General features: G+C 40.9%; 23 protein-coding genes and 1 riboswitch. Of the genes, 5 read left to right on the top strand and 18 right to left on the bottom strand.

Features of this window, described 5'->3' with window-relative positions; all coding sequences use genetic code 11:
- Window positions 1–10: 10 nt before the first annotated feature.
- From QNN06_RS07445 to QNN06_RS07430, 4 genes are all read right to left on the bottom strand, one after another.
- Entirely contained in the window at window positions 11–682 is a 672-nt protein-coding gene (locus QNN06_RS07445) for a methionine ABC transporter permease (protein WP_213118073.1), read from the bottom strand.
- Window positions 672–1,685: a methionine ABC transporter ATP-binding protein gene (locus QNN06_RS07440; protein WP_213118074.1), complete on the bottom strand. Its 1,014-nt coding sequence runs from the start codon at window positions 1,683–1,685 to the stop codon at window positions 672–674. Before QNN06_RS07440 ends, QNN06_RS07445 begins: the two co-directional genes overlap by 11 nt.
- A 97-nt stretch (window positions 1,686–1,782) precedes the next feature.
- Window positions 1,783–1,886: riboswitch (SAM riboswitch) on the bottom strand.
- 196 nt (window positions 1,887–2,082) lie between these two features.
- Window positions 2,083–3,198 (bottom strand): NAD(P)/FAD-dependent oxidoreductase, encoded by a 1,116-nt coding sequence (locus QNN06_RS07435; RefSeq protein ID WP_213118075.1) that lies wholly within the window; start codon window positions 3,196–3,198, stop codon window positions 2,083–2,085.
- An 81-nt stretch (window positions 3,199–3,279) separates the two neighbouring features.
- Window positions 3,280–3,876, bottom strand: coding sequence for a vWA domain-containing protein (locus QNN06_RS07430; protein ID WP_217035707.1), 597 nt, complete (start codon window positions 3,874–3,876; stop codon window positions 3,280–3,282).
- Window positions 3,877–4,000: 124 nt separating this feature from the next.
- On the opposite strand from QNN06_RS07430, the gene QNN06_RS07425 reads away from it, so the two are divergent.
- Window positions 4,001–4,453, top strand: a complete 453-nt coding sequence (locus QNN06_RS07425; RefSeq protein WP_284037341.1) for a hypothetical protein — start codon at window positions 4,001–4,003, stop codon at window positions 4,451–4,453.
- A gap of 52 nt (window positions 4,454–4,505) precedes the next feature.
- Here the strand turns inward: QNN06_RS07425 and QNN06_RS07420 are convergent, their stop codons facing one another.
- Together QNN06_RS07420 and mgsA are read right to left on the bottom strand one after the other, a co-directional pair.
- Window positions 4,506–5,267: a TerC family protein gene (locus QNN06_RS07420; RefSeq protein ID WP_213118078.1), complete on the bottom strand. Its 762-nt coding sequence runs from the start codon at window positions 5,265–5,267 to the stop codon at window positions 4,506–4,508.
- A gap of 165 nt (window positions 5,268–5,432) precedes the next feature.
- The gene (gene mgsA / locus QNN06_RS07415; RefSeq protein WP_213118079.1) at window positions 5,433–5,843 is read right to left on the bottom strand and encodes a methylglyoxal synthase; all 411 of its coding nucleotides are present in this window, start codon (window positions 5,841–5,843) and stop codon (window positions 5,433–5,435) included.
- 180 nt (window positions 5,844–6,023) lie between these two features.
- Here mgsA and QNN06_RS07410 point away from each other — a divergent pair, with 180 nt between their 5' ends.
- On the top strand, window positions 6,024–6,635 hold the full coding sequence (locus tag QNN06_RS07410; RefSeq protein ID WP_213118080.1) for a hypothetical protein: 612 nt from the start codon (window positions 6,024–6,026) through the stop codon (window positions 6,633–6,635).
- A 256-nt stretch (window positions 6,636–6,891) separates the two neighbouring features.
- On the opposite strand, the gene QNN06_RS07405 is transcribed toward QNN06_RS07410, so the two are convergent.
- Window positions 6,892–7,215, bottom strand: a complete 324-nt coding sequence (locus tag QNN06_RS07405; RefSeq protein ID WP_213118081.1) for a BC1872 family protein — start codon at window positions 7,213–7,215, stop codon at window positions 6,892–6,894.
- A gap of 248 nt (window positions 7,216–7,463) precedes the next feature.
- On the opposite strand from QNN06_RS07405, the gene QNN06_RS07400 reads away from it, so the two are divergent.
- The gene (locus tag QNN06_RS07400; RefSeq protein ID WP_284037340.1) at window positions 7,464–9,104 is read left to right on the top strand and encodes a M4 family metallopeptidase; all 1,641 of its coding nucleotides are present in this window, start codon (window positions 7,464–7,466) and stop codon (window positions 9,102–9,104) included.
- 187 nt (window positions 9,105–9,291) lie between these two features.
- Here QNN06_RS07400 and QNN06_RS07395 read toward each other — a convergent pair whose 3' ends face one another.
- Window positions 9,292–10,749 carry a protein adenylyltransferase SelO gene (locus QNN06_RS07395; protein ID WP_213118083.1) on the bottom strand — a complete coding sequence of 486 codons (1,458 nt, stop codon included), beginning with the start codon at window positions 10,747–10,749 and terminating at the stop codon, window positions 9,292–9,294.
- Between the two features lie 250 nt (window positions 10,750–10,999).
- Here QNN06_RS07395 and QNN06_RS07390 point away from each other — a divergent pair, with 250 nt between their 5' ends.
- The gene (locus tag QNN06_RS07390; RefSeq protein ID WP_284037339.1) at window positions 11,000–12,448 is read left to right on the top strand and encodes a L,D-transpeptidase family protein; all 1,449 of its coding nucleotides are present in this window, start codon (window positions 11,000–11,002) and stop codon (window positions 12,446–12,448) included.
- Window positions 12,449–12,505: 57 nt separating this feature from the next.
- On the opposite strand, the gene QNN06_RS07385 is transcribed toward QNN06_RS07390, so the two are convergent.
- The 6 genes from QNN06_RS07385 to QNN06_RS07360 all read right to left on the bottom strand — a co-directional run bounded on the left by QNN06_RS07385 (window position 12,506) and on the right by QNN06_RS07360 (window position 19,836).
- The gene (locus tag QNN06_RS07385) at window positions 12,506–14,863 is read right to left on the bottom strand and encodes a polyprenyl synthetase family protein (RefSeq protein ID WP_284037338.1); all 2,358 of its coding nucleotides are present in this window, start codon (window positions 14,861–14,863) and stop codon (window positions 12,506–12,508) included.
- A gap of 229 nt (window positions 14,864–15,092) precedes the next feature.
- Window positions 15,093–16,502, bottom strand: coding sequence for a GntP family permease (locus QNN06_RS07380; RefSeq protein ID WP_284037337.1), 1,410 nt, complete (start codon window positions 16,500–16,502; stop codon window positions 15,093–15,095).
- 81 nt (window positions 16,503–16,583) lie between these two features.
- On the bottom strand, window positions 16,584–17,597 hold the full coding sequence (dmpG, locus tag QNN06_RS07375) for a 4-hydroxy-2-oxovalerate aldolase (protein ID WP_284037336.1): 1,014 nt from the start codon (window positions 17,595–17,597) through the stop codon (window positions 16,584–16,586).
- A gap of 19 nt (window positions 17,598–17,616) precedes the next feature.
- Window positions 17,617–18,501 carry an acetaldehyde dehydrogenase (acetylating) gene (locus QNN06_RS07370; RefSeq protein WP_213118088.1) on the bottom strand — a complete coding sequence of 295 codons (885 nt, stop codon included), beginning with the start codon at window positions 18,499–18,501 and terminating at the stop codon, window positions 17,617–17,619.
- Between the two features lie 103 nt (window positions 18,502–18,604).
- Window positions 18,605–19,381 carry an IclR family transcriptional regulator gene (locus tag QNN06_RS07365; protein ID WP_213118089.1) on the bottom strand — a complete coding sequence of 259 codons (777 nt, stop codon included), beginning with the start codon at window positions 19,379–19,381 and terminating at the stop codon, window positions 18,605–18,607.
- A gap of 191 nt (window positions 19,382–19,572) precedes the next feature.
- A complete protein-coding gene (locus QNN06_RS07360) occupies window positions 19,573–19,836 on the bottom strand; it encodes an iron-sulfur cluster biosynthesis family protein (RefSeq protein ID WP_213118090.1) in 264 nt (87 codons plus the stop codon).
- A gap of 165 nt (window positions 19,837–20,001) precedes the next feature.
- On the opposite strand from QNN06_RS07360, the gene QNN06_RS07355 reads away from it, so the two are divergent.
- Window positions 20,002–20,223: a hypothetical protein gene (locus tag QNN06_RS07355; RefSeq protein WP_213118091.1), complete on the top strand. Its 222-nt coding sequence runs from the start codon at window positions 20,002–20,004 to the stop codon at window positions 20,221–20,223.
- A gap of 62 nt (window positions 20,224–20,285) precedes the next feature.
- Here QNN06_RS07355 and QNN06_RS07350 read toward each other — a convergent pair whose 3' ends face one another.
- From QNN06_RS07350 to QNN06_RS07335, 4 genes are all read right to left on the bottom strand, one after another.
- Window positions 20,286–20,663: a VOC family protein gene (locus QNN06_RS07350; protein WP_213118092.1), complete on the bottom strand. Its 378-nt coding sequence runs from the start codon at window positions 20,661–20,663 to the stop codon at window positions 20,286–20,288.
- Window positions 20,664–20,853: 190 nt separating this feature from the next.
- On the bottom strand, window positions 20,854–22,110 hold the full coding sequence (locus QNN06_RS07345; protein ID WP_284037335.1) for a serpin family protein: 1,257 nt from the start codon (window positions 22,108–22,110) through the stop codon (window positions 20,854–20,856).
- Between the two features lie 113 nt (window positions 22,111–22,223).
- The gene (locus QNN06_RS07340; RefSeq protein WP_284037334.1) at window positions 22,224–23,219 is read right to left on the bottom strand and encodes an ABC transporter substrate-binding protein; all 996 of its coding nucleotides are present in this window, start codon (window positions 23,217–23,219) and stop codon (window positions 22,224–22,226) included.
- A gap of 221 nt (window positions 23,220–23,440) precedes the next feature.
- Window positions 23,441–24,277, bottom strand: coding sequence for a DMT family transporter (locus QNN06_RS07335; RefSeq protein ID WP_213118095.1), 837 nt, complete (start codon window positions 24,275–24,277; stop codon window positions 23,441–23,443).
- Window positions 24,278–24,294 lie beyond the last annotated feature (17 nt).

Below are 24,294 nucleotides of genomic sequence, written 5' to 3'. Positions count from 1 at the left end.
CTTTTCCTGTTTATCTTTTATCTACAACTTTGGCGATGTAATCGCCAAGAAGCTGAATGACCTGAACTAAAATAATTAAGATTAAAACTGTTGAAATCATGATGGTATTGTCGTACCGGTAATAACCGAAGCGAATCGCCAAGTCTCCAATACCGCCGCCGCCGACTGTTCCGGCCATGGCGGAAAATCCTACTAAACTTATTAATGTTAAGGTTACACCTGAGATGATTCCGGATCTTGCTTCAAGTAATAGGACATCTTTGATAATCATCCAAGGTGTTGCCCCAGCAGCAATGGCCGCTTCGATTACGCCTTTATCGATTTCTCTTAGAGCATTTTCTACGATTCTTGCGAAAAAAGGAATTGCCGCTACTGATAATGAAACACTAGCTGCAGTTGGACCGATGGTTGTGCTGACAAGTAAGTTCGTTAGTGGGAGCAATGCCACCAACAATATAATGAAAGGAATCGACCGGACCATGTTGACGACAAAACCCAAGATATTTTGGACCATACGATTTTCTAGAAATAATCCTTTGTCGGTTATGTAAAGCAGGATCCCAACAGGAAGTCCGATAACTGTTGAAACAACCAACGAGATAGCAATCATATAGATGGTTTGAAAAAATGCTTTATTGATATCCGGAATAAGCTCCATTAGATGTGCAAAATCAAAGCCCATTGCGTAACACCTCCACTTGTGCGGCCCGGTTTTCAATGTATTGAAGGGCTTTTTCGATTTCTTGTTTTTGTCCTTTTAGCTCCATAATAAATATGCCAAGCGGTAATTCTTGAATATATTCAATAGATCCATGTAGGAAATTACCCTTAAGGTTAAATTGTTGAAGGGTATCAGAAATGACTCCTTCTCCAGCAACCTTCCCTCTAAAAGTAACCTTAACGATTGGCCCTTCACAGCCATTTAAAATTACTTCTGGGATTTCAAGGGTTACGACACTCTCAATAAATTCTTTGGTGAGTGCTGCCTGTGGATTAGCAAAAATATCGTATACTGAACCATCTTCTATGACTTTTCCATCCTGCATAATCGCCATACGGCTGCAGATTTCTTTAACAACATCCATCTCGTGCGTGATTAAAACGATAGTGATGTTGAGTTCTTTATTGATTTTTTTCAGCAGATTGAGTATCGACTTTGTTGTCGTAGGGTCAAGTGCTGATGTTGCTTCGTCACATAAAAGCACCTTCGGATTATTTGCAAGAGCCCTTGCAATACCGACCCGCTGTTTTTGACCGCCACTTAGCTGTGACGGATAGACATCACGCTTATCGGAAAGACCAACCATTTTGAGTAGTTCCTCTACTCTCTGCTTTACCTGGTCTTTAGGGTAGTTCGCTGCCTTTAAAGAGAAAGAAATATTTTCATAGACTGTTTTTTGGCTGATTAGGTAAAAGTGTTGAAAAATCATGCCTATTTTTAAACGTGAAGATCGTAATTGCTCGCCTTTTAGGGATGTCAGGTCAGTGCCATCGACCGTTATACTGCCAGAGGTTGGCCGCTCTAAAAGATTGATACAACGAAGCAGCGAGCTTTTTCCAGCACCGGAATAGCCAACAATGCCAAAGATTTCGCCTTCTTTTACGGTGAGTGAAACGTTATCCACACCTTTTACTTCACCTTTTTTTGTTTTGTAAACTTTAGTAAGGTTTTTTATTTCAATCATACTGATTACCTCATTTTTCCGATATCTAAACTAGACTTTATACCCAAATAAAAAGCCCCTTTCATTCTGAAAGGAGCATCGAAATAAACATCTCGGTAGCTTATCTTTCAGAATGAAATCATTCTGCAGGAATTGGCACCTTCCCAATCGGGGGTTGCCGGACGTCATCGGGCCATGTCCCTCGGTCGCTCTGGATAAGAAAATTAAATTAACAAATAATTAAGTTATATTAAGATACTACAAATCTATTCTTATTTTGTCAATCATCTAAATTATAATGCAATTTATCCGACAGCGTTTTCAATATTGCCATATCAACATATTATTTAAAAAAATAATTTTTTTATTAGACTAGAAAAGAGCTTTTCGCATGAAAAGCTCTTTGTATTATTTAACATTACGTTAATGCACCAGCAACACTATAGTTAATTAAATCAATCTCCGTCTGTTTATCAAGTGCTAATTTAGCTAGTTCAGCTCCTAGATAAGGTCCGCTAGTTAGCCCGGAAGAACCTAGGCCATTTGCCACTAACATCCCTTCAAAACTAGGCAATCCACCTATTATGGGAAGAAAACCTGGTGTAAAAGGCCTGAAACCTACCCTAGTTTCCAAAATTGTTCCACCGGCAAGACCTGGTGCAATCGCTAAAGCTTTATTTAAGATTTCTTGGACTCCTCCAGCCGTTACTCGATTATCAAATCCTGCATCATTTTCGTGTGTAGCTCCTATTACTACACGACCATCTGCAAATGAGAGTATATATTGGTCAGATGGCGGCATGACAACCGGCCATGAGTTAGTATCCATGTCTGACAACTGTAAATGAATTATTTGCGCCTTTTGTGGCCTTACCAAAAATTCAACTCCCAGTGGTCCCAAAAGTTCTTTTGCCCATGCTCCTGCTGTGACGATAACTTGATCAGCAAAAAATAATTTTTCAGACACTTTAACCCCTTGGACTTTATTATCGTTACTAATTAATGAGGCATCCCCTTTAATAACTTGGGCCCCATGCTTTACTGCAGCGTTTACAAGTGCATTACGTAAAGCACGGCCATTTACACGTGCCCCGCCACTAACATAAACTGCACCAAATTCCTCGGACAAAGCTGGAAACAGTCGATTCGTTTCGGTTGGAGACAAGATAGTAATCTCACCTATTTCAGGAGCATCCTCCCGGCGGACTCGCGCACGTTCCGCCATTTGTTCTAACTTTTTAGTATCAGAATGAATACTTAATGCCCCAACTCCTTTATAACCCGTATCTTTTTCCCCATCTGCTTCTAACTGTGTAATTAATTCTGGGTAATACCGCGCCCCGCCTTTAACCAACTGATACCAAGCTTTATTACGTCGTTGGGACAACCATGGGCAAACAATCCCTGCAGCTGCGTCAGTGGCTTGCCCATGGTCTTGCCGGTCCACTATGATAACTTCTGCCCCCCATTTGGCAAGGTGATAAGCAGTGGATGCCCCGAGTATTCCTGCACCAATTACAATTACCTTTTGCATAACTCACCTCAAAACAAAAACTCAGTCGTATAGACTGAGCAAAATAGATACTATATATTTTACAACAAATACACTACTGCTTTAAAGTTTCCTTGTGCGCAGCCTTCTCTCCATTACTTGCTCACACACCATATTATACATAACCTCAACACCTTTTTCAGATGCCTCAAAGTTAAAGGCATTTTCAACGTCTATTCCTAAGCTATCCGCTTCCTTCGCAGCATCTATGTTTGCTCCTAAAAAGATAAACTCCCAATTGTATTTCTCCTGCTGATGTCTTAATAGCTCTTTCACTTTTTCATAGGTGAATTCAGAGCTTGCATTCTCCATTCCGTCAGTCGTGATAACAAATATCACCTTGCCAGGCCGCTTATTCTCATCTTTTTTGGATAATCGATATCCTACATCTAGAATTGTTTTCCCCACTGCATCCAACAATGCTGTCATACCTCTTACATAGTAATCCTGATCCGTAAGTTTAGCCTTCTTTGCCTCAATTCCATTCCAAAGTATTTCATATTGGTCATCAAATAACACGGCTGTAACCAACGTGTCACCCTTTAGCTTCCTCTGTTTTTCAATAAACCCGTTAAATCCGCCAATTGTGTCACTTTCAAGTCCTGCCATTGACCCGCTACGGTCAAGCAGGAAAATAATTTCAGTCAAATTCGTGTTCATCTCTATCATCCTTTCCATATTGTTTATAAAATAATAATAGAAATTTTCATTTGAAAATTGGTCGCCTTGAAAGCGACATTTCAAGGGAGAGAGAAATATGCTGAATAAACAACTATTAATTTAATTGCAGGAATATGTTGAAAGAAACTTAAACTTCCTTACTTACTCAATGATGGAGTCTAATGAAAAACATAGTATTGGGTTAGAAGATTTTATTAAAAATAAGCGCCAGCCGACCTTCAACCAAACTCTATTCAAATTGATAGATAAAAAAGGAACTGCCGACACAGAAATCTACAAAAAAGCCGGATTGGATCGCAGGCATTTTTCTAAAATCCGCTCGAATCCAGAATACCGCCCACGAAAAAATACAGTAGTAGCCTTGGCGCTTGCCCTTGAATTAAACAAAAAAGAAACCGACAAACTGTTAAGTTCGGCAGGCTATTCTTTATCTGACAGCGATACTTTCGATTTAGTTATTCAATTCTGTTTGGAGAAAAAAATTTATAATGTTCACGATGTCAATCAGGCGCTGGACTATTTCAGCCTGAAGCCGTTTATGGGGGTCCTAGATTAGGTTCACTAAATCAAAAAAACACCCAGTCCAAAAGACTGGGTTTACCCAATATTTAATGTGATACTTTTTCTCCTCTTCTTGAACGAATTCCATGGATTATAAACGTAACCACAAACGCCAAGATAAGGACAACGATAAAGATTTCATTTGCAATATGAATATCAATCAATGTCAATCCCATTTTTACAGCAATAAAGGTAATCAGTACATAAGCCGTTGTTTCAAGCTCCGGCACTCTGTTCATCAGCGAAATGAAGAATGTCGCAACCCCTCGCATCATTAGAATCCCAATCATCCCTCCAAGCAGGATCACCCAAACCTCATCGGAAACCGCAAGTGCGGTAAGGATACTATCAACGGAAAAGGCCAAATCCATGAGCTCAACGCTGATAACAGTCGCCCAGAAGACTCCGAAAGTTTTCATTAACCAGCCTTTTGGCTCCCGTGCTTTTTCCTCGTCTCCATCCTCACTGCTCTTAAATTTGTCAATAAAGAACTTAACCGCAAGCCAAAGCAAATACAACGCACCAATTAATTTAATAAACCAAAGCTTTATCAAAAAAGTTCCCAAACCGATGAAAATAAAGCGGAATAAATACGCTCCCCAAAGACCGTATACTAATGCTTTCTTTTGCTGTTTTTTCGGCAAAGGTTTTACGAACGCCGACAACACTAGCGCATTATCCGCCGATAAGATACATTCCAGTACAGCCAATGAGAGAATCAGCCCCCATGCCTTTGGCGAAGTTAATACTTCTGCCCACATATGCCAATCCAGCATCGAAGCATATGTCGCTAAAATATTTTCTACCATTCAACATTACTCCTTTGTGTTTCTATAGCTAATGTTACTACTATTCCAGATTATTTAAAAATATTTTGCCACGATAATGAAATTGTTACTCGACTTGAATACTTAAGATGATGATAAAAAAAGCATCAGACATAATTGATGATTATGAATGATGCTTTTTTCCTTCTATTCAGTTCTTTGTTCATGGACAATATTGCGCCAGTCTATGTCGCCTCGTTCTAAACCATGAATAAGTATTTCCGCCGTTCCCATGTTGGTGGCTAACGGAATGGAGTACACATCACACAAACGGATTAATGCTGAAATGTCAGGCTCATGCGGCTGCGCTGTCAATGGGTCACGGAAGAAGAACACAATATCCATTTGGTTCTTAGCGATTAGGGAACCTATTTCCTGGTCTCCCCCAAGAGGACCCGAATTAAATCGGTGAATTTTCAGGTTGGTTTTTTCCATGATTCTGCTGCCAGTTGTGCCAGTCGAGTATAATTCATGCTTGCAAAAGATCGGCTCATATGCCACAGCAAAATTCACTATGTCGTTTTTCTTTTGGTCATGTGCTATAAATGCAATTTTCAAAACATACACCTCGTTCTTATTTCAATACACTCTATTTTATATCTTAAACCTTTTCCTACCTTTAAGTCGATAATCTATGTGATTCCCCTCTTATTTTTTTAATATTAAGATGATTTTAAGAAAAATTTAAGATTGGTCCTTTAGAATGAGGGAAATACTAAATTTAAAAGGGAGGGCCAAATGCAAAAGAATATTAAGGTTTATATTCCTATTATCATTACTGTTCTAATTTGCCTAATATTAATCGGATTATTTCTATATTATCAAATTACAACTCCCCACGATGGTCCGGAAAAATTGGCGGGCAAGCCCCGGGAGCGCGAGGACGAAGGCGGAATTTTTAAGCTAATGGGGAACGGCGCGATTTTGGCAGGGGCGTTGAGTTTTTCATGGTTTCTTTTGAAAAAGAAATTGAAATCTCCGTTTCCGATTGTTAAAGTAGGTGCTCGGAAAGCTCACAGCATTCATACGTATACCGGCTGGGCGGCATTGGCCCTTGTTGCCATCCATGGCGGATACTACTTAATTAAGGAATTCACAAAAACAGACAATTTAACGGGCGCTTCTGCCTTTTTATTGCTGCTTTGTTTGGCTATATACGGATATGTACTGGACCGGAAGAAGAAAAAACCGATTCGCTCGGCTCACTTTATTCTAAGTATCCTATGGATTGGCGCTGTTCTTGTTCATGGCGGCGGGTTTGTTATCGGGACCGGAGTGACCATGGCAGTATTATATATTGGTTTAACATGGCTTGAGAAGAAGAACTTAAAGCCTGCAGATGCACGGTAAGAACAAAAGCACAAGCGCCCTGGTCAGCGGCGTATGGCCTGGAGCTCTCCAACCTGAGATAAAGGTAACACGAAGAGCGCAAGCGCATTCGTGCTTGACTTATCGTAGGGCGGAGAGCGAAGGTCACTAGCCGCTAGAGCGTTGGAGCTGGACGTGTCTATCCAGGTAACAAGTTATCAATGACTTAATCTGTAATTCCCTAGACCATAATAAAATGGATCGTCTATCGAAGACGGTCCATTTTTTTTGAGTTAATTTAGCAAAGCTTTGACCATAGTCTGCTGCTGACAGCTTCTGTGCTTCTTTCGATGATCGAGTAGGCTGCATTAGTAATCGCCTGAGCCAATGTTTCCCCAGTTCCCGTTACATCATTGAAGCAAACCTCTGATGGCCCTTTGTTTGTATAGGTAAATCCTAAATTCTCTAATCTGTCAACAATCATCATCGCATGATCAAGGTTGTGCTCAGGTTGAAAGTCTGCGTCATGGATGAACATTCCCTTTTCATAATCGTACCAACGATCCCACCTATTTAACTTCCAACCAAGAATTCTCCGTGCAATTGAATCTACCTTGTTCATCATTTTTTCCCCTTTCGTTCAAATTGTTATATAACAACTTTGGTATTTACAAAGAATTATATAACAGTATTTTTGGAAATGCCACTGTCTTTTTTTAAAAATTTTCTCTACTTTTTTGATTTTTTCCCAACATCAAAATGAAAACCTTTTCTTTTTCATGGCTATTTTTGATAGTAAAATGAATTCACGACCTATCGAGGTAATATGATAGTTTTAAAAATTAATATGTTTTCCAAGGAGGAGTTTTAGTGAAGAAAAAGGTTTTAGCTTTCGGATTGTCAATCGGTCTCGCTGCCAGTGCCATTGCCCCAGCATCATCATTTGCCGCACCGAAAAATGTCCTGTCCAACTACAAATACAATGAGCTAGTTGGATCCCCAGAGTTTATTTCAGGCAAGCTTACAAACCCCTCAGGTAAAAGTGCAGAAGCTATTGTTCTTGATTATGTAAACGCTAACAAAGACAAATTTAAACTTGGTTCCAAATCCGCATTGGAATCGTTCAAAATCACCTCCAGCAATAAAGACAAGCTTGGCGGAACGGCGCTGAGACTCCAACAATTGTACAACGGTGTTCCTGTTTGGGGCGCTGCACAGGCAGCGTTTGTCGCGGAGGACGGAACTCTGAATGTATTCTCCGGAACAGTCACTCCAGACTTGGAAACGAAAAAAGGGCTGAACAAGGAGAAAAAGGTCAATGCCAATCAAGCAATAAAAATTGCGGAAGCAGATCTTGGGCTTTCTCCTGAATACGAGAAAAAGCCATCTGCTGATCTGGTTGTTTTCACACAAGGTAATGATGCTAACTATGCATATCTAGTAAACTTAAATTTCCTAGAACCAAAACCAGGAAACTATAATTATTTTATTGATGCGGCCACTGGGGAAATTTTAAATAAATACAATGACCTTCATGAAGCAAAAACCGGCCCAGGCGTAACAGGTACAAATACAACGGGCAGCGGAGTTGGTGTTTTAGGAGATACGAAGGCCTTAAACATGCTTTTATCCAGTTCAACTTATTATCTGCAGGATAATACAAGAGGAAACGGTGTAATCACATATGATGCGTCCAACCGTTCCCGTACGCCAGGGACACTTTGGACAAGTGTTGACAACCTGTTAAATAGTTCTTATGAGAGTCCTGCGGTTGATGCCCACTATTATGCAGGCAAAACCTTTGATTACTATAAAAATGTCTTTGCCCGCAATTCCTATGATAATAAGGGAGGAGCCTTAAAATCGACGGTCCACTATGGCCGAAACTACAACAACGCCTTCTGGAATGGCAGTCAAATGGTGTATGGGGATGGAGACGGAACTACCTTTATCCCGTTATCAGGTGGTATTGATGTTGTTGCCCACGAGCTGACCCATGCGGTTACAGACACTAGTTCAGATTTAGTCTACCAAAATGAGTCCGGAGCATTAAATGAAGCCATTTCTGATATTTTTGGTACACTTGTTGAATTTTATAATGGGAAAAATCCAGATTATGAGATTGGCGAGGACGTTTATACTCCAGCAAAGGCAAATGATGCCCTTCGTTCGATGAGTGATCCAACGAAATACGGCGATCCGGATCATTATTCAAAACGTTATACTGGAACAAGTGATAACGGCGGCGTTCATACGAACAGCGGCATTATCAATAAAGCTGCCTACCTGCTGGCTGTCGGTGGAACTCATTATGGTGTAACGGTTCAGGGGATCGGCAATGATAAAGTGGGGGCAATTTATTATCGTGCAAATACCGTCTACTTAACAGCCTCCTCTACCTTCAGCCAGGCACGCGCTGCTCTGGTACAAGCTGCTGCGGATCTTTATGGGGCTAGCTCTGCGGAGGTTACTGCAGTTAATAAATCATTTGATGCGGTAGGAGTATATTAAATTTTTTTCATAAAATAAAAAGAAGCTCCAGCCTGGGTTGGAGCTTCTTTTTCAATTCAAATTTCACTGCGCTCATTACATAAAAATAGGAACTCACGACATAATTTTGCTTCTTAACTACAAAATTCAGGAGTCTCACGACAAACTTAGGAATAAAACGGAAACCGACGAAGTTTTCCTTTCCTAATCATGTACCGCAATAAGTTCTGTATGGTTTGTTCGTAACTGCAGGAATTGTACAGTATTCTTCCTGTTCTGGTACGTAGGCAAAAGGGTGCGACAGAGCACTTAGGAGGTTCATCATTACGCTGAAGTCGCCTTGACTGACTGCTGCATCAAGAGCTTCCTCCACTCGGTGGTTGCGCGGGATGACAGAGGGATTGGAATTCCGCATTAACTTTTGGGATTCCTCTGTTGCTTCCTGCTGCATGCCGAGTCTTGCCTGCCAACGCTTATGCCATTCGGAAAATTCCGGTGCATTATACAGCTCCGCTCCCTCCAAACGATTCAATGTTAAAGCTCGGAAGGTATTGGTGTAGTCAGCACGATTTTTTTGCATTAGGCTAAGCAGGTCTTCCACAAGCGATTCATCTTCTGCCTCTTCATTAATAAGACCCAGCTTTGCCCGCATTCCGGCAAGCCAATTTTGGCGGTATAACCCGTCATATTCTGAAATAGCCTCTTGGGCCAATTTAACTGCTTCCTCCTCGTTTTCATGAAGCAGCGGCAATAAGCTTTCCGCAAATCGGGCCAGATTCCACCCGCCAATAAACGGCTGATTGCCATAGGCATAACGTCCCTCCCTGTCGATAGAACTGAATACCGTTGCCGGATCATAGGTGTCCATAAAGGCACAAGGGCCATAATCGATGGTCTCTCCGCTAATAGTCATATTGTCCGTATTCATGACCCCGTGAATAAAACCGACGAGCTGCCATTTGGCAATCAGTGAGGCCTGACGTTTTATGACTTCCTTAAGAAATGACAGGTACTTTTTATTATCATCAGCGACTTCAGGATAATGGCGTTTTATTGTATAGTCAGCCAGAATCCTTAATTCATCCACATTGCCTTTCCCGGCAGCATATTGAAAGGTTCCAACCCTAATATGACTGGACGCAACGCGTGTCAAAATGGCACCAGGAAGCTCGGTTTCACGATAAATGGCTTCCCCTGTAGTCACCACGGCCAGACTGCGGGTAGTCGGAATACCTAGAGCATGCATGGCTTCACTAATGATATATTCTCGAAGCATCGGTCCAAGCGCCGCCCGTCCATCCCCTCCGCGGGAAAACGGTGTTCTGCCTGAGCCCTTTAGTTGAATATCATACCGTTTTCCGTCCGGAGTGATTTGCTCCCCCAGCAGCACTGCCCGTCCATCCCCCAGCATTGTAAAATAGCCAAATTGATGCCCGGCATAGGCTTGCGCAAGCGGCGCAGCACCTTCGGGTATTTTGTTTCCAGCAAACACCTCAACAGCTTCTTCACCCTGAAGAACCTCGGGATTCAACCCCAAAGCAGATGCCAAATGACCGTTAAGAATAACCAATTTTGGTGAATCAACTGGAGCAGGTTTCGTATCAGTAAAAAAAGCTTTCGGGAGTTGTGCATAACTATTATCAAAATTCCAGCCTGGATTACTCATATTTTCTTTATCCCTTCTTTGAAGCATGGGGACGGTTCTTTTGCTTCTGAAGCAAAAGAACCGTCCCTATGCTCTAATTTATATTCAGTTTATCCTAAGATGGTTTAAATTAGCACTTATTTTATACTATGAAAATCTAGTAAATTATTAATGATTAATTAAGCATATTGTTGTAGACTAAAAGGGAGTTATGGGATTAAAGTCGGTGGAAATTATACCGATGTTATTAGGCATTTATGGGGGAAGATTAATGAGTAACACAGAAGTGAATTTGGCTGGCGAAATCCAGAGCAGACGAGGCAAATCGGTCAAACAGCATAAAAGTTGGAAGTTTATCACAGCAGGCAGCACCGTCATTATCGTACTCATTATTGCAGGAGTCAGTTATTACCAGGCAACCCGATTCAATTCGCAGACTACGATTAATGATATAAAAGTCGGTGGGATGACGGCTGATCAAGCATTAAAAAAATTACAAACCACTGTCCTACAAAATAGGGTCTTTGTCGGACAGCAGCAAATTTTAGATGAAGAAGATACAAAGATGGGTTTTGCGGACCAGGATTTGCCTGAGGTTAAGAAAATACTAAAAAGCCAGTGGACATTTTTTCCATCTACAAAGGCAAAAAATTATCATCTGATACCTGAAAAGGCAGACCAATTCCGAAGCGAAACAATGAAAAAACTTGTGGAAGAAAAGCTCCTATCCATGAATAAAAGTTTAAAAGCACCCCAAGATGCAGAGGCGAAGCTTGCGCAGGGCAGTATTGTTATCACCAAAAGCAAGGATGGAGAGCAGTATGACGTCTCAAGCCTATTGAAGGAATACGACAAGCAGCATTATCAGAGTGACATTCATCTTAATCCTTTATACATACAGCCAATCAAAGAAAATAGCGCCATTGTAAAAAATGAACAGAAAAAGCTGCAAGAACTTCTTGGGCAGACTGTTGAGTATAAGGTTCAGGATCAAGTCTTTTCTTTAAAAGCTAGTGAAGTAATTAAAAATGCCTCTGTGACTAAGGATTTGAAAGTTACAATTGACCCGAATGACATAAAAAACAAAGTTGCGGAAATAAATGAGACAAAATCCACATTAAATAAAGACTTCTCATTTAAGACCCACTCGGGTTCGGTCATATCTGTAAAAGGAAAAGGCTACGGCTGGGCATTAGATATTGACAAAGAAACTGCTCAAATTCAAGCAGCTTTTGAAAAGGGAGAGAATTCCATTGCAGCATCCAATGTTATTGGACACGGATGGAAGGGTGAAGGCTACGGTTACGATACAACCGCGAACAACGGAATTGGCGACACGTATGCTGAAGTATCCCTTGCCGAACAGCGAATTTGGATTTACAAAGATGGTAAATTGGTCATCACAACAAATGTCGTGACTGGAAAACACAGCACTGGCAATGATACTTCAACAGGAGTTTGGTATATTCTCTATAAACGATCTCCTTCCATACTAACAGGCAGGGAACTCGGAGGAAAACCAAGTTATCAAGTACAGGTAAATTATTGGGCTCCTTTTACGAACGATGGACAAGGGTTCCACGATGCCAGCTGGCGGAAAAACTGGGCAAGCAATGCCTATCTTAACGATGGCTCGCACGGCTGCGTCAACACACAACCAGACGATATGAAAGTCGTATACGAAAATCTCAGCACATACGAACCGGTTGTCATATACTGAAACATGGGGACGGTTCTTTTGCTTCAAAAAATGAAGCAAAAGAACCGTCCCCTCTTTTTAATGATCCCTATTAACAATATAGTTCATTAAATGTTTCAAAAAAGTCGTGTTGCGCGGCACTTCCTCTAGTGTGTCCATTGCCAGACAATAATGGTCCCACATCGCTTTTTTTGCATCTTCTGCGCCCAGGATGGATACAAACGTTGAGCTGTTGTTATCAGCATCCTTGCCTGCGGGTTTCCCTAATACGTTCTGATCCCCTTCCAAATCTAGAAGATCATCCTTAATCTGAAAGGCAATGCCGGCATGCCTGGCGAATTTTTTCAAGGCGGACTGTTCGGACGCGTGAGCTTGTGCAAGAATTGCCGGCATGATTAAAGCCGCTTCGAAAGCAATTCCGGTTTTATAAAAGCACATGACATTCAGTTGTTCCAGTGTTAATGGCTTGCCTTTAGATTCCAGGTCCATCGCCTGCCCCTTACACATATCCTCTGTTACCTGGACCGAATATTGAATCAAGCGAAGCACTGTTTCTGCATTGAACGAGGTAAGCGAAGTCTGTTCCTCGATCGCCTTTTGGGTTAAAAAAAGAGCAGTTAGTTCAGCAATGGCGATGTTATAGGTCTTATGCAGAGTTGGCCGTCCCCTGCGGATTGCAGCATTGTCCTGAGACGGAAGGTCATCAAAAATAAGTGATGCCGTATGCATGTATTCTAATGACCGTAAAAGCGGAGTAATGGCGGAACCGTCCAAACCATATCCATCAACACCCATGACCCACGTCATAATGGGCCGCAGCCGCTTCCCGTCACCCTCAAGACTGTAATTGGCGGCATCGCTAATGGGGTCATTCCTTAATGGCACATCTTCAATTTTCAAGGTCCCGTTAATTTGGTCGCGCACCGTTTCGATTCTATCTAAAAAGTCGTCTTGCTCCAAACGGTCATTTTTTAAATTTGTAATAATATGGTCGCGCAGCAGCTTATCAAAGAAATCCACATCGTCTGCCTTCTGAACCATATTTTGAATAACACGATTAAATGTAGGATTGCCCGAAGCAAATAAATCCATCACTTCATTGTATTTGTTTGTTCCTAGACGCACCTTAAATCGTTTCAGGCCGTTTATGGCTCGGTCCAGTATGACCTCGCATGTCTTTGGATCGGAGTGAAAGACATTGTGAATCAAATTAGCAATAACCGCCCAGTACAACTCAAATGGGTTGATAAGGTCATCGCGCTGGTTGTGGTATTTCATATAGTAGGTATACGGCGTGACGGCACCGTCTTTTATGTCATCGAACATATCGGCAAAATCATCCGCCAGTTGATTATAAATGCCGTAAAAGAAGGTCCGGTTGTCAAACCCCTCATCCTCAGGAGCGCTGATGACAGAACGGGCAATTAATCGGGACGAAGACGATTTTAAAATGATCGGTATGTACAGTTCTTCATTGGTGTAATTAGGGTTGGATAAACTTTTAACACGGTCCACTTCTTGAGAATTAAAAAAGATGTAGGCCTGCTCGGAAAAATGCTTTCTCGTTTCCGGATGCTGATGGGACTTAATATAGTCAAAGGCATCGCGGAGTTCAGAATGAATATAACAAATGAGACTGGCATTAGGTCCTATCCAGTTGCCTAAATCAGGAACAGATCCTGTAACAAGGGTGGTCCGGATTAAACTGGAGTATTCCTCTTTTTCTTTATTGGACAAAACATGGGCATCTAGTAGATCGTCAATAAAGGGATAGGTCAGACCGTAGGCATAACCCAGCCTGATGGCTTCATCAAGCCTCTGGCTCCGTTCTTCTTGGGCAGTTTCATCAGCCATTTCTTCATTTACATGCAGGATGACCCCCGCAATGATTTTAATCAATTTTCGTTTGGCATGCTCGGGATCCATTCCCTCCGGAATGTTGTCGGATACGATTTTCAGTTTGTTCATCAGCCAAATAAAGGCGGATTCAATCCCTTCCTTCTGCGCCCAGCGATACAAACCGGCCATGCTGAAAAAATCAGTTTTGTCATCAAGGCTTGTCAGGTGATTTTTTAAATTGGACACAACACTCCGTACCCTGGCCTGTATTTCTGGTGACTCCAGAGATTTGCCGAGGTCCCGCATGTAAAGATAGGAAATGCTTCGATCCAGATAATCGTCCAGTTTACCGGTATAGTCGAGCCATTGAATATATTGGTAGTATCCCCGAACATCCGGCCTTTGCCTTCTTCGAAATAGGAAGGTTAATAGAGGATGACGAATATGGTTGTGTTTCCACTCTTGGAAATCCGTTGTCAAAGCAGTGACATAGCTTTTTTCTGTGACCAGTTTGTATAGCGTCCGAAAATATTCAGCAGCCTTTTGCTCAGCCTGCTGATAACACTCATCGGCATTTATTAATAACTCTTCGATCATTTGAAGCACAACCTCTGCTTAAGGTTTTTTATCTTGCGATACTTATTAAATTGAGATTAACACAATCCTCTTCATTTTTTCTTAAAAACTAGCAAATATATTAAAATATAGTACTGGAAAAATAACTTTATAACCGGAAAGCTTAATAAGTGCAAAAAAGCAAGCAGACTTGTCCACATTTAGACATCGTCTACTTGCCTGTTTTCGCAACTAGTTCTTTATAAATTTCTTAAACAATTCCAGTTACCATATAAACACCAATTACAAAGAATGCAGCGATTGTTTTGATAATCGTAATCGCAAATATATCGCGATAGGATTGCTTATGTGTCAGACCAGTGATCGCGAGTAATGTAATAACAGCTCCGTTATGTGGAAGTGTATCCATCCCTCCCGATGCCATAGAAATAACACGGTGCATAACTTCTAGTGGAATATCAAATTGATTAGCCAGTTCAATATAGGTTTTACTCATAATACCTAATGAAATGGCAATACCCGCCGATGCAGAGCCTGAAATAGCAGACAGAACGTTTGTCGTTACGGCACCGTTTAATAAAGGATTTTCAAATGCTTTGGAGATGCCGTCTCTTGCAATCGCAAATCCAGGCAAATTTGAAATAACAGCACCAAAACCATATTCAGTAGCAGAGTTCATGATTGCTAGCAGTGCCCCGCCAATCCCGACATTCATGCCAACCTTAAAATTCGTCAGAACAGGTTTTCGATTATACAAAATAGTGGCAAAAATCCCTGCAAGAAGAGCAATTTCAACTGACCAAATACCAACGACTTGTGCCGTTTCAATGTTCGGGAAAGTCGTTAAACCGATCTTCGAAAAATCAAAACCATTTGGATACCATTTTGGAATCACTGTGGTTAACACCTTATTTAACACACCAACTAGGACAACCGGAACAAAGGCAAATATTTTGCGGCCGACGCTTTCTTTTACATCTAAGTCGATTTTAATTTCCTCTTCGGTAATCGTTCCAAAGCTATCATAGCCTTCACCGGCTTTTTCTGCTTTTTTCCGGCGTGAATCTAAATACAGCATCCCGACTGTAAAGATGAAAATGGCCCCGATAATTCCAAGTGTAGGTGCGGCATAAAGGTTTGTTTTAAAAAATGTTGTCGGAATAACGTTTTGCACCTGTGGGGAACCTGGCAGCGCATCCATTGTAAAGGTAAAAGAACCAAGGGCAATCGTTCCCGGAATTAACCGTTTCGGAATATTGGATTGTCTAAACAAATTGGCTGCAAACGGATATACAGCAAATGCCACAACGACTAAGCTTACGCCGCTGTAGGTAAGAATTGCGCACAATAAAACAATAACTAACATGGCACGCTTGCGTCCCACTAATTGAATCAAGGTGGTGGCGATGGAACGTGCTAAACCGGACATTTCTACTACTTTACCAAAAATAGCTCCCAGCAAGAAAATAGGAAAATATAATTTTATATATTCCACCATTTTTCCCATAAAGACATTCGAATAAAACGGGAGAACATAATCTGGATTTGTTAATAATACCGCAAATAATGCACATACCGGTGCAAAAATGATGACTGAAAATCCGCGGTAGGCGATAAACATTAACAACCCCAGCGCTAAGAGAATAATAACTAGTTCCATAAAATTTCTCCTCTATCTTAGATGATCTAACCCTTTGCTGAAAAATGTTAATTGTGCGTATTCTAAGATGTCCAAAAAGACTTAGTTTTTGTTTTTAGCAATTTCCGCTGCTACATCCACGATCATATCCTCTTGACCGCCGACAACTTTACGTTTTCCTAACTCTATTAAAATGTCACGTGAATCGATGCCAAATTTAGTTGCAGCACGTTTCGCATGAAGGGCAAAGCTTGAATAAACCCCTGCATATCCTAGTGTCAGGCTGTCTCTAGTAATTTCCTGTGGTACCGGCAGAATCGGTGCGACGATATCTTCTGCCATATCCATTATTTTATATAAATCGATGCCTGTTTTAATTCCCATCCGTTCACAAACGGCAACCAGCACTTCTGTCTGGGTGTTTCCGGCACCGGCACCTAAGCAGCGAACACTGCCATCGATGCGGGTCGCCCCTTCTTCAATTGCAACAAGCGTATTGGCCATGGAAAGAGAAAGATTGTTATGACCGTGGAAGCCGATATTAATTCCTACAGATTGTTTAAGGGCACGAATCCGTTCACGTACTTGTTCCGGAAGAAGATAACCTGCTGAATCAACCACATAAACAGTATCAGCACCGTAGCTTTCCATTAATTTAGCCTGTTCAACAAGTTTGTCTACTGGTGCCATGTGGTTCATCATTAAGAATCCAACTGTTTCCATACCAAGTTCTTTTGCATAAGCAATATGCTGCGGTGCCACATCTGCTTCAGTAACATGTGTAGCAATACGAGCCATTTTTGCCCCTAAATTAGCCGCTTCCTTTAGCTCATGCAGTGTACCGATTCCCGGTATTAATAAAACAGCAATTTTTGATTTATCAGCAACCGAAACAGCTGCTTCGATTAATTCCATTTCATTTGTTTTTGACAGGCCATATTGTAAAGAAGACCCTGCAAGTCCATCACCGTGTGATACTTCAATAAATGGTACATTGGCATCATTCAATGCTTTTGCTACTTTCAATACTTGCTCGACAGTATATTGATGGGCAATCGCATGGCTGCCGTCCCGTAATGCTACTTCAGTAATGATAATATCCCTGTTGTTTTCCATTGTTTTTTCGGCCCCTTTCTTAAACGGTTTGTTTCTGTAATAAGTTTTTTGCAAATTCTTCTGCGATTTTAACACCTGCAGCTGTCATAATATCTAGGTTTCCAGAGTATTTTGGCAGATAATCCCCTGCTCCTTCTACCTCTAAGAAAATGGTTACCTTATTTCCATCAAAAATCGGCTCTGTACGTAGACGATACCCCGGAACATAGGATTGAACGACCTTAGTCATTTCTGCAATTGATTGTCTGATCGCTTCCTCGTTCATCTTTCCTTCTTCGACAAGCGTATAAACGGTGTCACGCATAAGGATCGGCGGTTCAGCAGGATTCAGGATAATGATGGCCTTTCCTTTTTTCGCGCCCCCAACTACCTCAATCGCACGGGATGTCGTTTCAGTAAACTCATCGATATTTGCGCGAGTCCCTGGTCCGGCACTGCGGCTTGAAATGGTTGCCACAATCTCGGCATATTCAACTGGGCAAACACGATTGACTGCATGCACCATTGGGATCGTCGCTTGGCCCCCGCAAGTAATCAAATTGATATTATCTTTCTCTAAATGCTCTTGAATGTTTACCGCAGCACACACATATGGTCCAACCGCAGCAGGAGTCATATCGATTACTTTCTTTCCTGCTTCCTTTAACACTTTTGAGTTATAGAGATGTGCTTTGGCAGAAGTTGCATCAAAAATGATGTCAGCCAATTCCGGTGTTTTCAGAAACCCATCAATACCATCGCTTATAGTTGTATATCCTAATTCCTTGGCACGGCGCAGTCCATCCGAATTTGGATCAATCCCAATCACAGTGGTTAATTCCAAAATTTCAGAGCGGCCAAGCTTAATCATTAAATCTGTCCCAATATTTCCTGAGCCAAGAATGGCAACTTTTACTTTTTCCACTTCATTTCTCCTCCTAAAAATTAGTTCACGGGTAGTTCACGGGGACGGTTCTCGTGTCCCATTTTATTCAATCCCTATTCCAAAATAGCTGCCAGAACAGTCCCTATCGTTGCATTACACCTTTGTAGCCCAGTGCCTTTGAAATCTCTAATGCAGCTTTCCGGATTCCGGCGATGACCTTTGGAAGACGTTCTTCATCTAGCCTGATTTTAGGGGCGGCACAGCTTATTGAAGCGATTACATTCCCTTGATGGTTAAAGATCGGAGCAGCGATACATTTCAGCCCTAACTCAATTTCTTCATCGTCAACCGCATAGCCGCACTCACGGATGGATTTTAAATGATTTTTAATTTCCTCTTTATCCGTCATCGTGAACTCCGTAAACGACAGCAAATTTTGGATTGACAGCAGCCGATCTACCTCTTGATCGCTTAAGTGGGCCAAAATAGCTTTCCCGACTCCTGTACAATGTACCGGGGCTCTTTTTCCAATATGCGAGTACATCGTCAGGGTTCTCGGTCCATCTTCCTTTTCGATATAAATAATTTCGTTGCGGTTCAATAAAACTAAGTGAACGGTTTCATTTAGTTCATTGACTAAATCCTTGATAATTGGTCGAGCAATGCTTCTTATGTCCAAATGTTTGCCGACAAAATTACCTAGTTCAAAAAGCTTTATACCTAAACGGTATTTGAGGTCATCCGGGTTTTGCTGAAGGTATCCCCTGTGTTCCAAAGTCTTAATAATCCCATGGACAGTACTTTTCGATAGATTTACCTTCTCGCTTATTTCCTTGACGCTTAGCTCTGAATTTGTTGTTAAAAAAATTTCAAGGACATCTGCTGCTCTTTCAATCGATTGAATTAAACGTTCAGACATTATTAATCCTCCATTGCGTTCGATATTGTCGAACACCATTCGATAATATCAACCTACAAATTTATAATATCTTGCATTTTTTATTGTGTCAATATTTTTAGAATTCATAAATTTTAAGTAAACCTGCTTGAAATGGGTGGTTAAAAGCAAAAAAAAGAGCCTAATCCTTGCGGAATAAGCTCTTTGAAAAATTAGATAATCTCAAATTGTTTAAAACCAGTCGTGTCGGGGATAAAATCCAATGTTTTGTTCCTGAAATAATGGCATTCGGATTGGTCAATGATAAACTGAAGTTCATCCAATTTTATTAATTCGTCATTTGCCTGAATGGAATCTTCAAAGGTCAGTTTAGCTTTCATAAAACAACTTTTCCGCATTTGCAAGCGGATAAATGTGTTTGAATTTTGCAATCGGTTTTGTAATTCTGCTTTCGCTGCTTCAGTTAAAATAAACATATAATCATCTCGTTTTTTCGTTTTTTAATCAATCTATAACTCTATTTAAAATTAAGTGGAAATTAATTTCAAGTTTTTATGTAAGCGTTTTTGGTCTAAAACCACCTTTCAATAAATATTTTTGTAGAGAGACAACCCATTAAAAATGAAAGGTGAGGCCCGCCCATGTTTGCAGTTCATTTTCTTGAAAATAAAAATGTTTTATTAACTCAGCTGCTAAAACGTATTCCAGCAGTTGGAGAGGATCTAACCATTAAAGGCCGCAAAGCCAAGGTTTCAAACGTCGAGCATATTGACGAAAAAACGATACATGTGAAAGTGGTTTTAGAAGAAATCAAAAAAGGTAAAGTGGCAGTTGTCGATAATTCTAAGAAGAAAAAGAAATAAGGAACACGGGGACGGTTCTTTTGTTTCAATTTTTGAAACAAAAGAACCGTCCCTATTTATCCTTATTTATCTTCCCTTAACAAATAATCATTGCCGTCCTGGTCATGGAAGGAAAACATCGTTCCGAATGGCATTCTTAACATTTCCCCTACTTTTACTCCATTTTGTTTCATTTTTTCATAAGCAGATTCGATATCGGCCGTGCTGAAGAGGATCGATGGGTGCTGAACCTTTGATGGGTCATGCTGTTCCATCGCAGCTTTTGCATAAAGGACTAAGTTAGTGAATTCATCGCCACTTGGTCCGACTTCTATCCAAGAGAAGTCTGGCCCCATTGGCTGCTCTTCTTTTAGGACAAAGCCGACTTTATTAATCCAAAAATCTTTTGCTTCTTCTTGATCATTTACATAAACAGTAACTTTTGCAACTTTATTAATCATCCTGCTAAAACTCCTTTTCTAAATATACAAAATAAGTTTATCAACCTAATTTTGCAAAAGCAATTTTAAATGAAAACTCGTCGATCGGCGAGTCCGTTAGGACGAAGACAGAGACCTAGTTGAATTTATGCGTTAAGAAAGTGTAAAATTAGGGGGAATTTTACACTTTCTTATTAGCCAAAAAAATGAACTATTTTTGAGTTCCCCCCTGAGGGTCAGATATCAACCCCATAAATAAAATAGTTCCGCTTTCTTCTTCGGTAATCGCCATGAAAAATGGCCGATTTACTTCTATAAAGAAGGGATTATCTATGCTTGCCGACTCTTTTACCATTTGGACAGAGGTTGCCGCAGCCGCTTCTGTCCCTGCTTCATTCACATCGATAAATGTCTTTTGTTTCACTTCACTGATCATTATGGGATCCGTCTCTTTCACCATTTTTGAAAAATTAGCACGAGTGTCAAAAGCGGTCTCCATCCCCAGATTCTTTAATGGGTCATTCAATATCACTTCATACTCCAATTGAAACTTTGGCAGCAGAACGGTCCCCTTTTTTTCGGTAAATTCAGAGTTCCACTTCTCCCAATTTTCAGTTGTCAGCATTTTTTGGAATGCTGCTAAATTGGAACTCTCCCTTGGAAGAAATATCTTCATGCTCATTTGACCATCACCATATGGAAGCGAAACCGCCTGGAAATCTTCGGTTTCCAAATAAGCCAATTTTTCGTTCAGCGTCATAAGCGGCACCTTTTTGGTGGTCCCTTCTGTCAGATAAAAAGTTTGTTCCTTTGTTTGCTCTTTATCAAATTCATATTGCCATTTCCCGTTAAAATAAATCGCGTTAATCAGAACAGCGACTAAATCTGGATCTAAAGGAGCTTCAATAATTTCCTTAATTTTACCATTCGTCGATTTCTTCACCCAATCATTAATCAACGGAACCGATTGGCTATCATTGATATCAATCTCTTTTATTTCTGCATTAAAATAATCTCTGTTGTTCGTTGCAAAATCGTCCTGAAAGTGGAAGTCTTTGTTTAACCAAATGGAGTTTGCGATATTGAGCTGAATTTGCTTTGAATGCTTATGTAACATCGACATCATTGAGGCGTTTGCTTGACTTAACTCACTGGCATCCATTCCGGTCGTTTGCAAAACCTTCGCCATCTCTTCCTTTGTTGCCCCATCGGCCCCGTTGTAGACCATTGACAACGCCATGAATAAACTTGTCGGAGAAATAACCGTATTGCCGCCGTTTCCTGCTCCTATCTCTGTTAACAGTTTCATCCCCAATTGATTATTGGCGGAAACAATTTCCGTATAATCTTCCTTTCCAAAAATAGCGTTAATGGATGGAGCCAAATTTCCGGTTTGTTTCATTCCCATCCCCCACACCATTAGAATAAAGAAAACCACTAGTATAAGCGGAAAAATGAATTTTTTCATCACACCACCACTCCTTTACTAGATTAGACTGCCCACCTAAATTAAAAGTTTCAAAGCAAAGGGACGGTTCTTGTGCTTCAAATTGAAGCACAAGAACCGTCCCCATGTTTCACTTATTCTCCTACTATCTTAGCGTCCTTAATTAAATCTTCTGTTAGGGTGATGCCTTCTTCAGCAGCGGCTTTTTTGTTGATGACGAGTTCTAGCTTTTCTGGGAAGCCGACTGGAATTTCGCTTGGTTTCTTTCCTTTTAGGATTTCGACTGCCATTTTACCAGTTGAATAGCCAAGATCATGGTAGTTTAGACCATAAGAGGCGAATGTTCCTCGTTTTACAGAATCACCTTCACCAACAAATGTTGGGATATCTTTCGCATTTGCTACAGTAATAACGGATTCAAGAGCAGCAACAACCGTATTGTCCTTAGGAATGTAAAGGACATCCACACGACCAACTAATGATTCAGCAGCCTGCTTCACTTCGGAACCGGCTGTAATAGTTGTCTCAACTGACTCCAGTCCCTCTGCCTCAATCGCTTTCTTGGCATTCTTCACGTTTACAACAGAGTTAGGTTCACCATTGTTATAGATGATGCCGACCTTCTTGGCATTAGGAACAAACTTCTTTATCGCAGCAATCGTATTCTTAATGGCATCTGGGTGCGTATCAGATGTTCCAGTGGCATTGCCGCCTGGCTTATCTAAACTTTTAACTAATTGCGCACCAACCGGATCCGTAATAGCCGTAAATAAAACTGGTATCTCCTTCGTGTTTTTCAATACAGCCTGTGCACTTGGCGTGGCAATTGCTAAAATTAGATCATTCTTGTCCGAAACTAATTTTTGGGCAATTGATAAATTGGTATTCATGTCGCCCTGTGCATTTTGGTAATCAAGCTTCAAGTTCTTTCCTTCTTCATAACCAGCATCCTTCAAGGCCGCGATAAACCCTTCGCGGGCAGCATCAAGGGACGGATGCTCAACGATTTGCGTGATCCCTATTTTTACTTCTTTTTCTTTCTTTTCCCCACTAGTTTCCTTGCTTCCCCCACCACAAGCAGAAAGCAGCAACAATACTCCCATCAAAACAATGGCTAAACTCTTTTTCACCTTTTCTCCCCCTCAGCGGACTATGAACGCAGTAATAACCGCTCTAATTTTTCTGAAAAATAAATAATATTCAGATTTTACCATATATTATTGTTATAGAACAATAGATTTTCGATAAAAATTTTATCACTTTAAACCAAAAAAGCGTTGCTCATTTTTGATAAAGCAAAGGGACGTTTCTTGTGCTTCAAAAATTGAAGCACAAGAAACGTCCCCACGTATCATATTTTTGTAAAAATAATCCCAAGAATCGCAGAGAATATGCCGACAAGCTGGTATCGTTTTAATTTCTCCTTAAAGAACCAACAACCAGCCAGGATGACAACAAGGCAATTCAAGCTGACGATTGGGAAGATAATACTGGCAATACCTTTTTGCAATGCATAGAAATAACAGCTGTACCCGATGACACTGACTAAACCGGCCATGGACCCGACATTCACTTCGGACCTCAGCCAGCTTTCCTTTTCCCTCAAACTGGTCAGGGCCAAATAAATGCTGCCCCCGCCGTACATACAAATTAATGTACTTAGCGAACTAATTTGCAAATAGGATGTTGTTTTCATTAATATTCCCAGAATCCCAAAGGACAGAATTGCCATTACGACCCGATAAATCCATGGACCATAATTTGTGCCGTGACTTTTGCCCGGCGAATATTGAATCATCAGGGCTGAACCGAGTATTACCACAATCCCAATCCAATGGGCCAGACTGATTTCTTCATGAAAAATAATCGCTGCCCCAAGAATCGGCATGATTGCATTGGCGCCAATTAAAGGCGACGTTAGGCTGGCAGGACCCTTTTCGAAGGCCTTGGACATCTGAATATTGCCATTCGCATTTAAGATGCCAATCAGGCCGCCCAAAATGATGGCATAAAGGTTAAACCGTAAATCCCCAACATAAATTCCATAAGCAAGTGTTAAGATAAACGCTACAAAATAAAAGAAAAACTGGATATGCACTTTGGACAAACCACGGCTTGTACTCCATTTAAAAATCGTATTATTTGTACCGAAGCTTAAGGTTGTTACCAATGCTGCAGCAATCCACATGCTGAAACCTTCTTCCC

Source organism: Neobacillus sp. 114, from assembly GCF_030127045.1.
GTDB lineage: Bacteria > Bacillota > Bacilli > Bacillales > Cytobacillaceae > Neobacillus > Neobacillus rhizophilus.
This window is presented reverse-complemented; position numbering and strand designations above follow the sequence as displayed.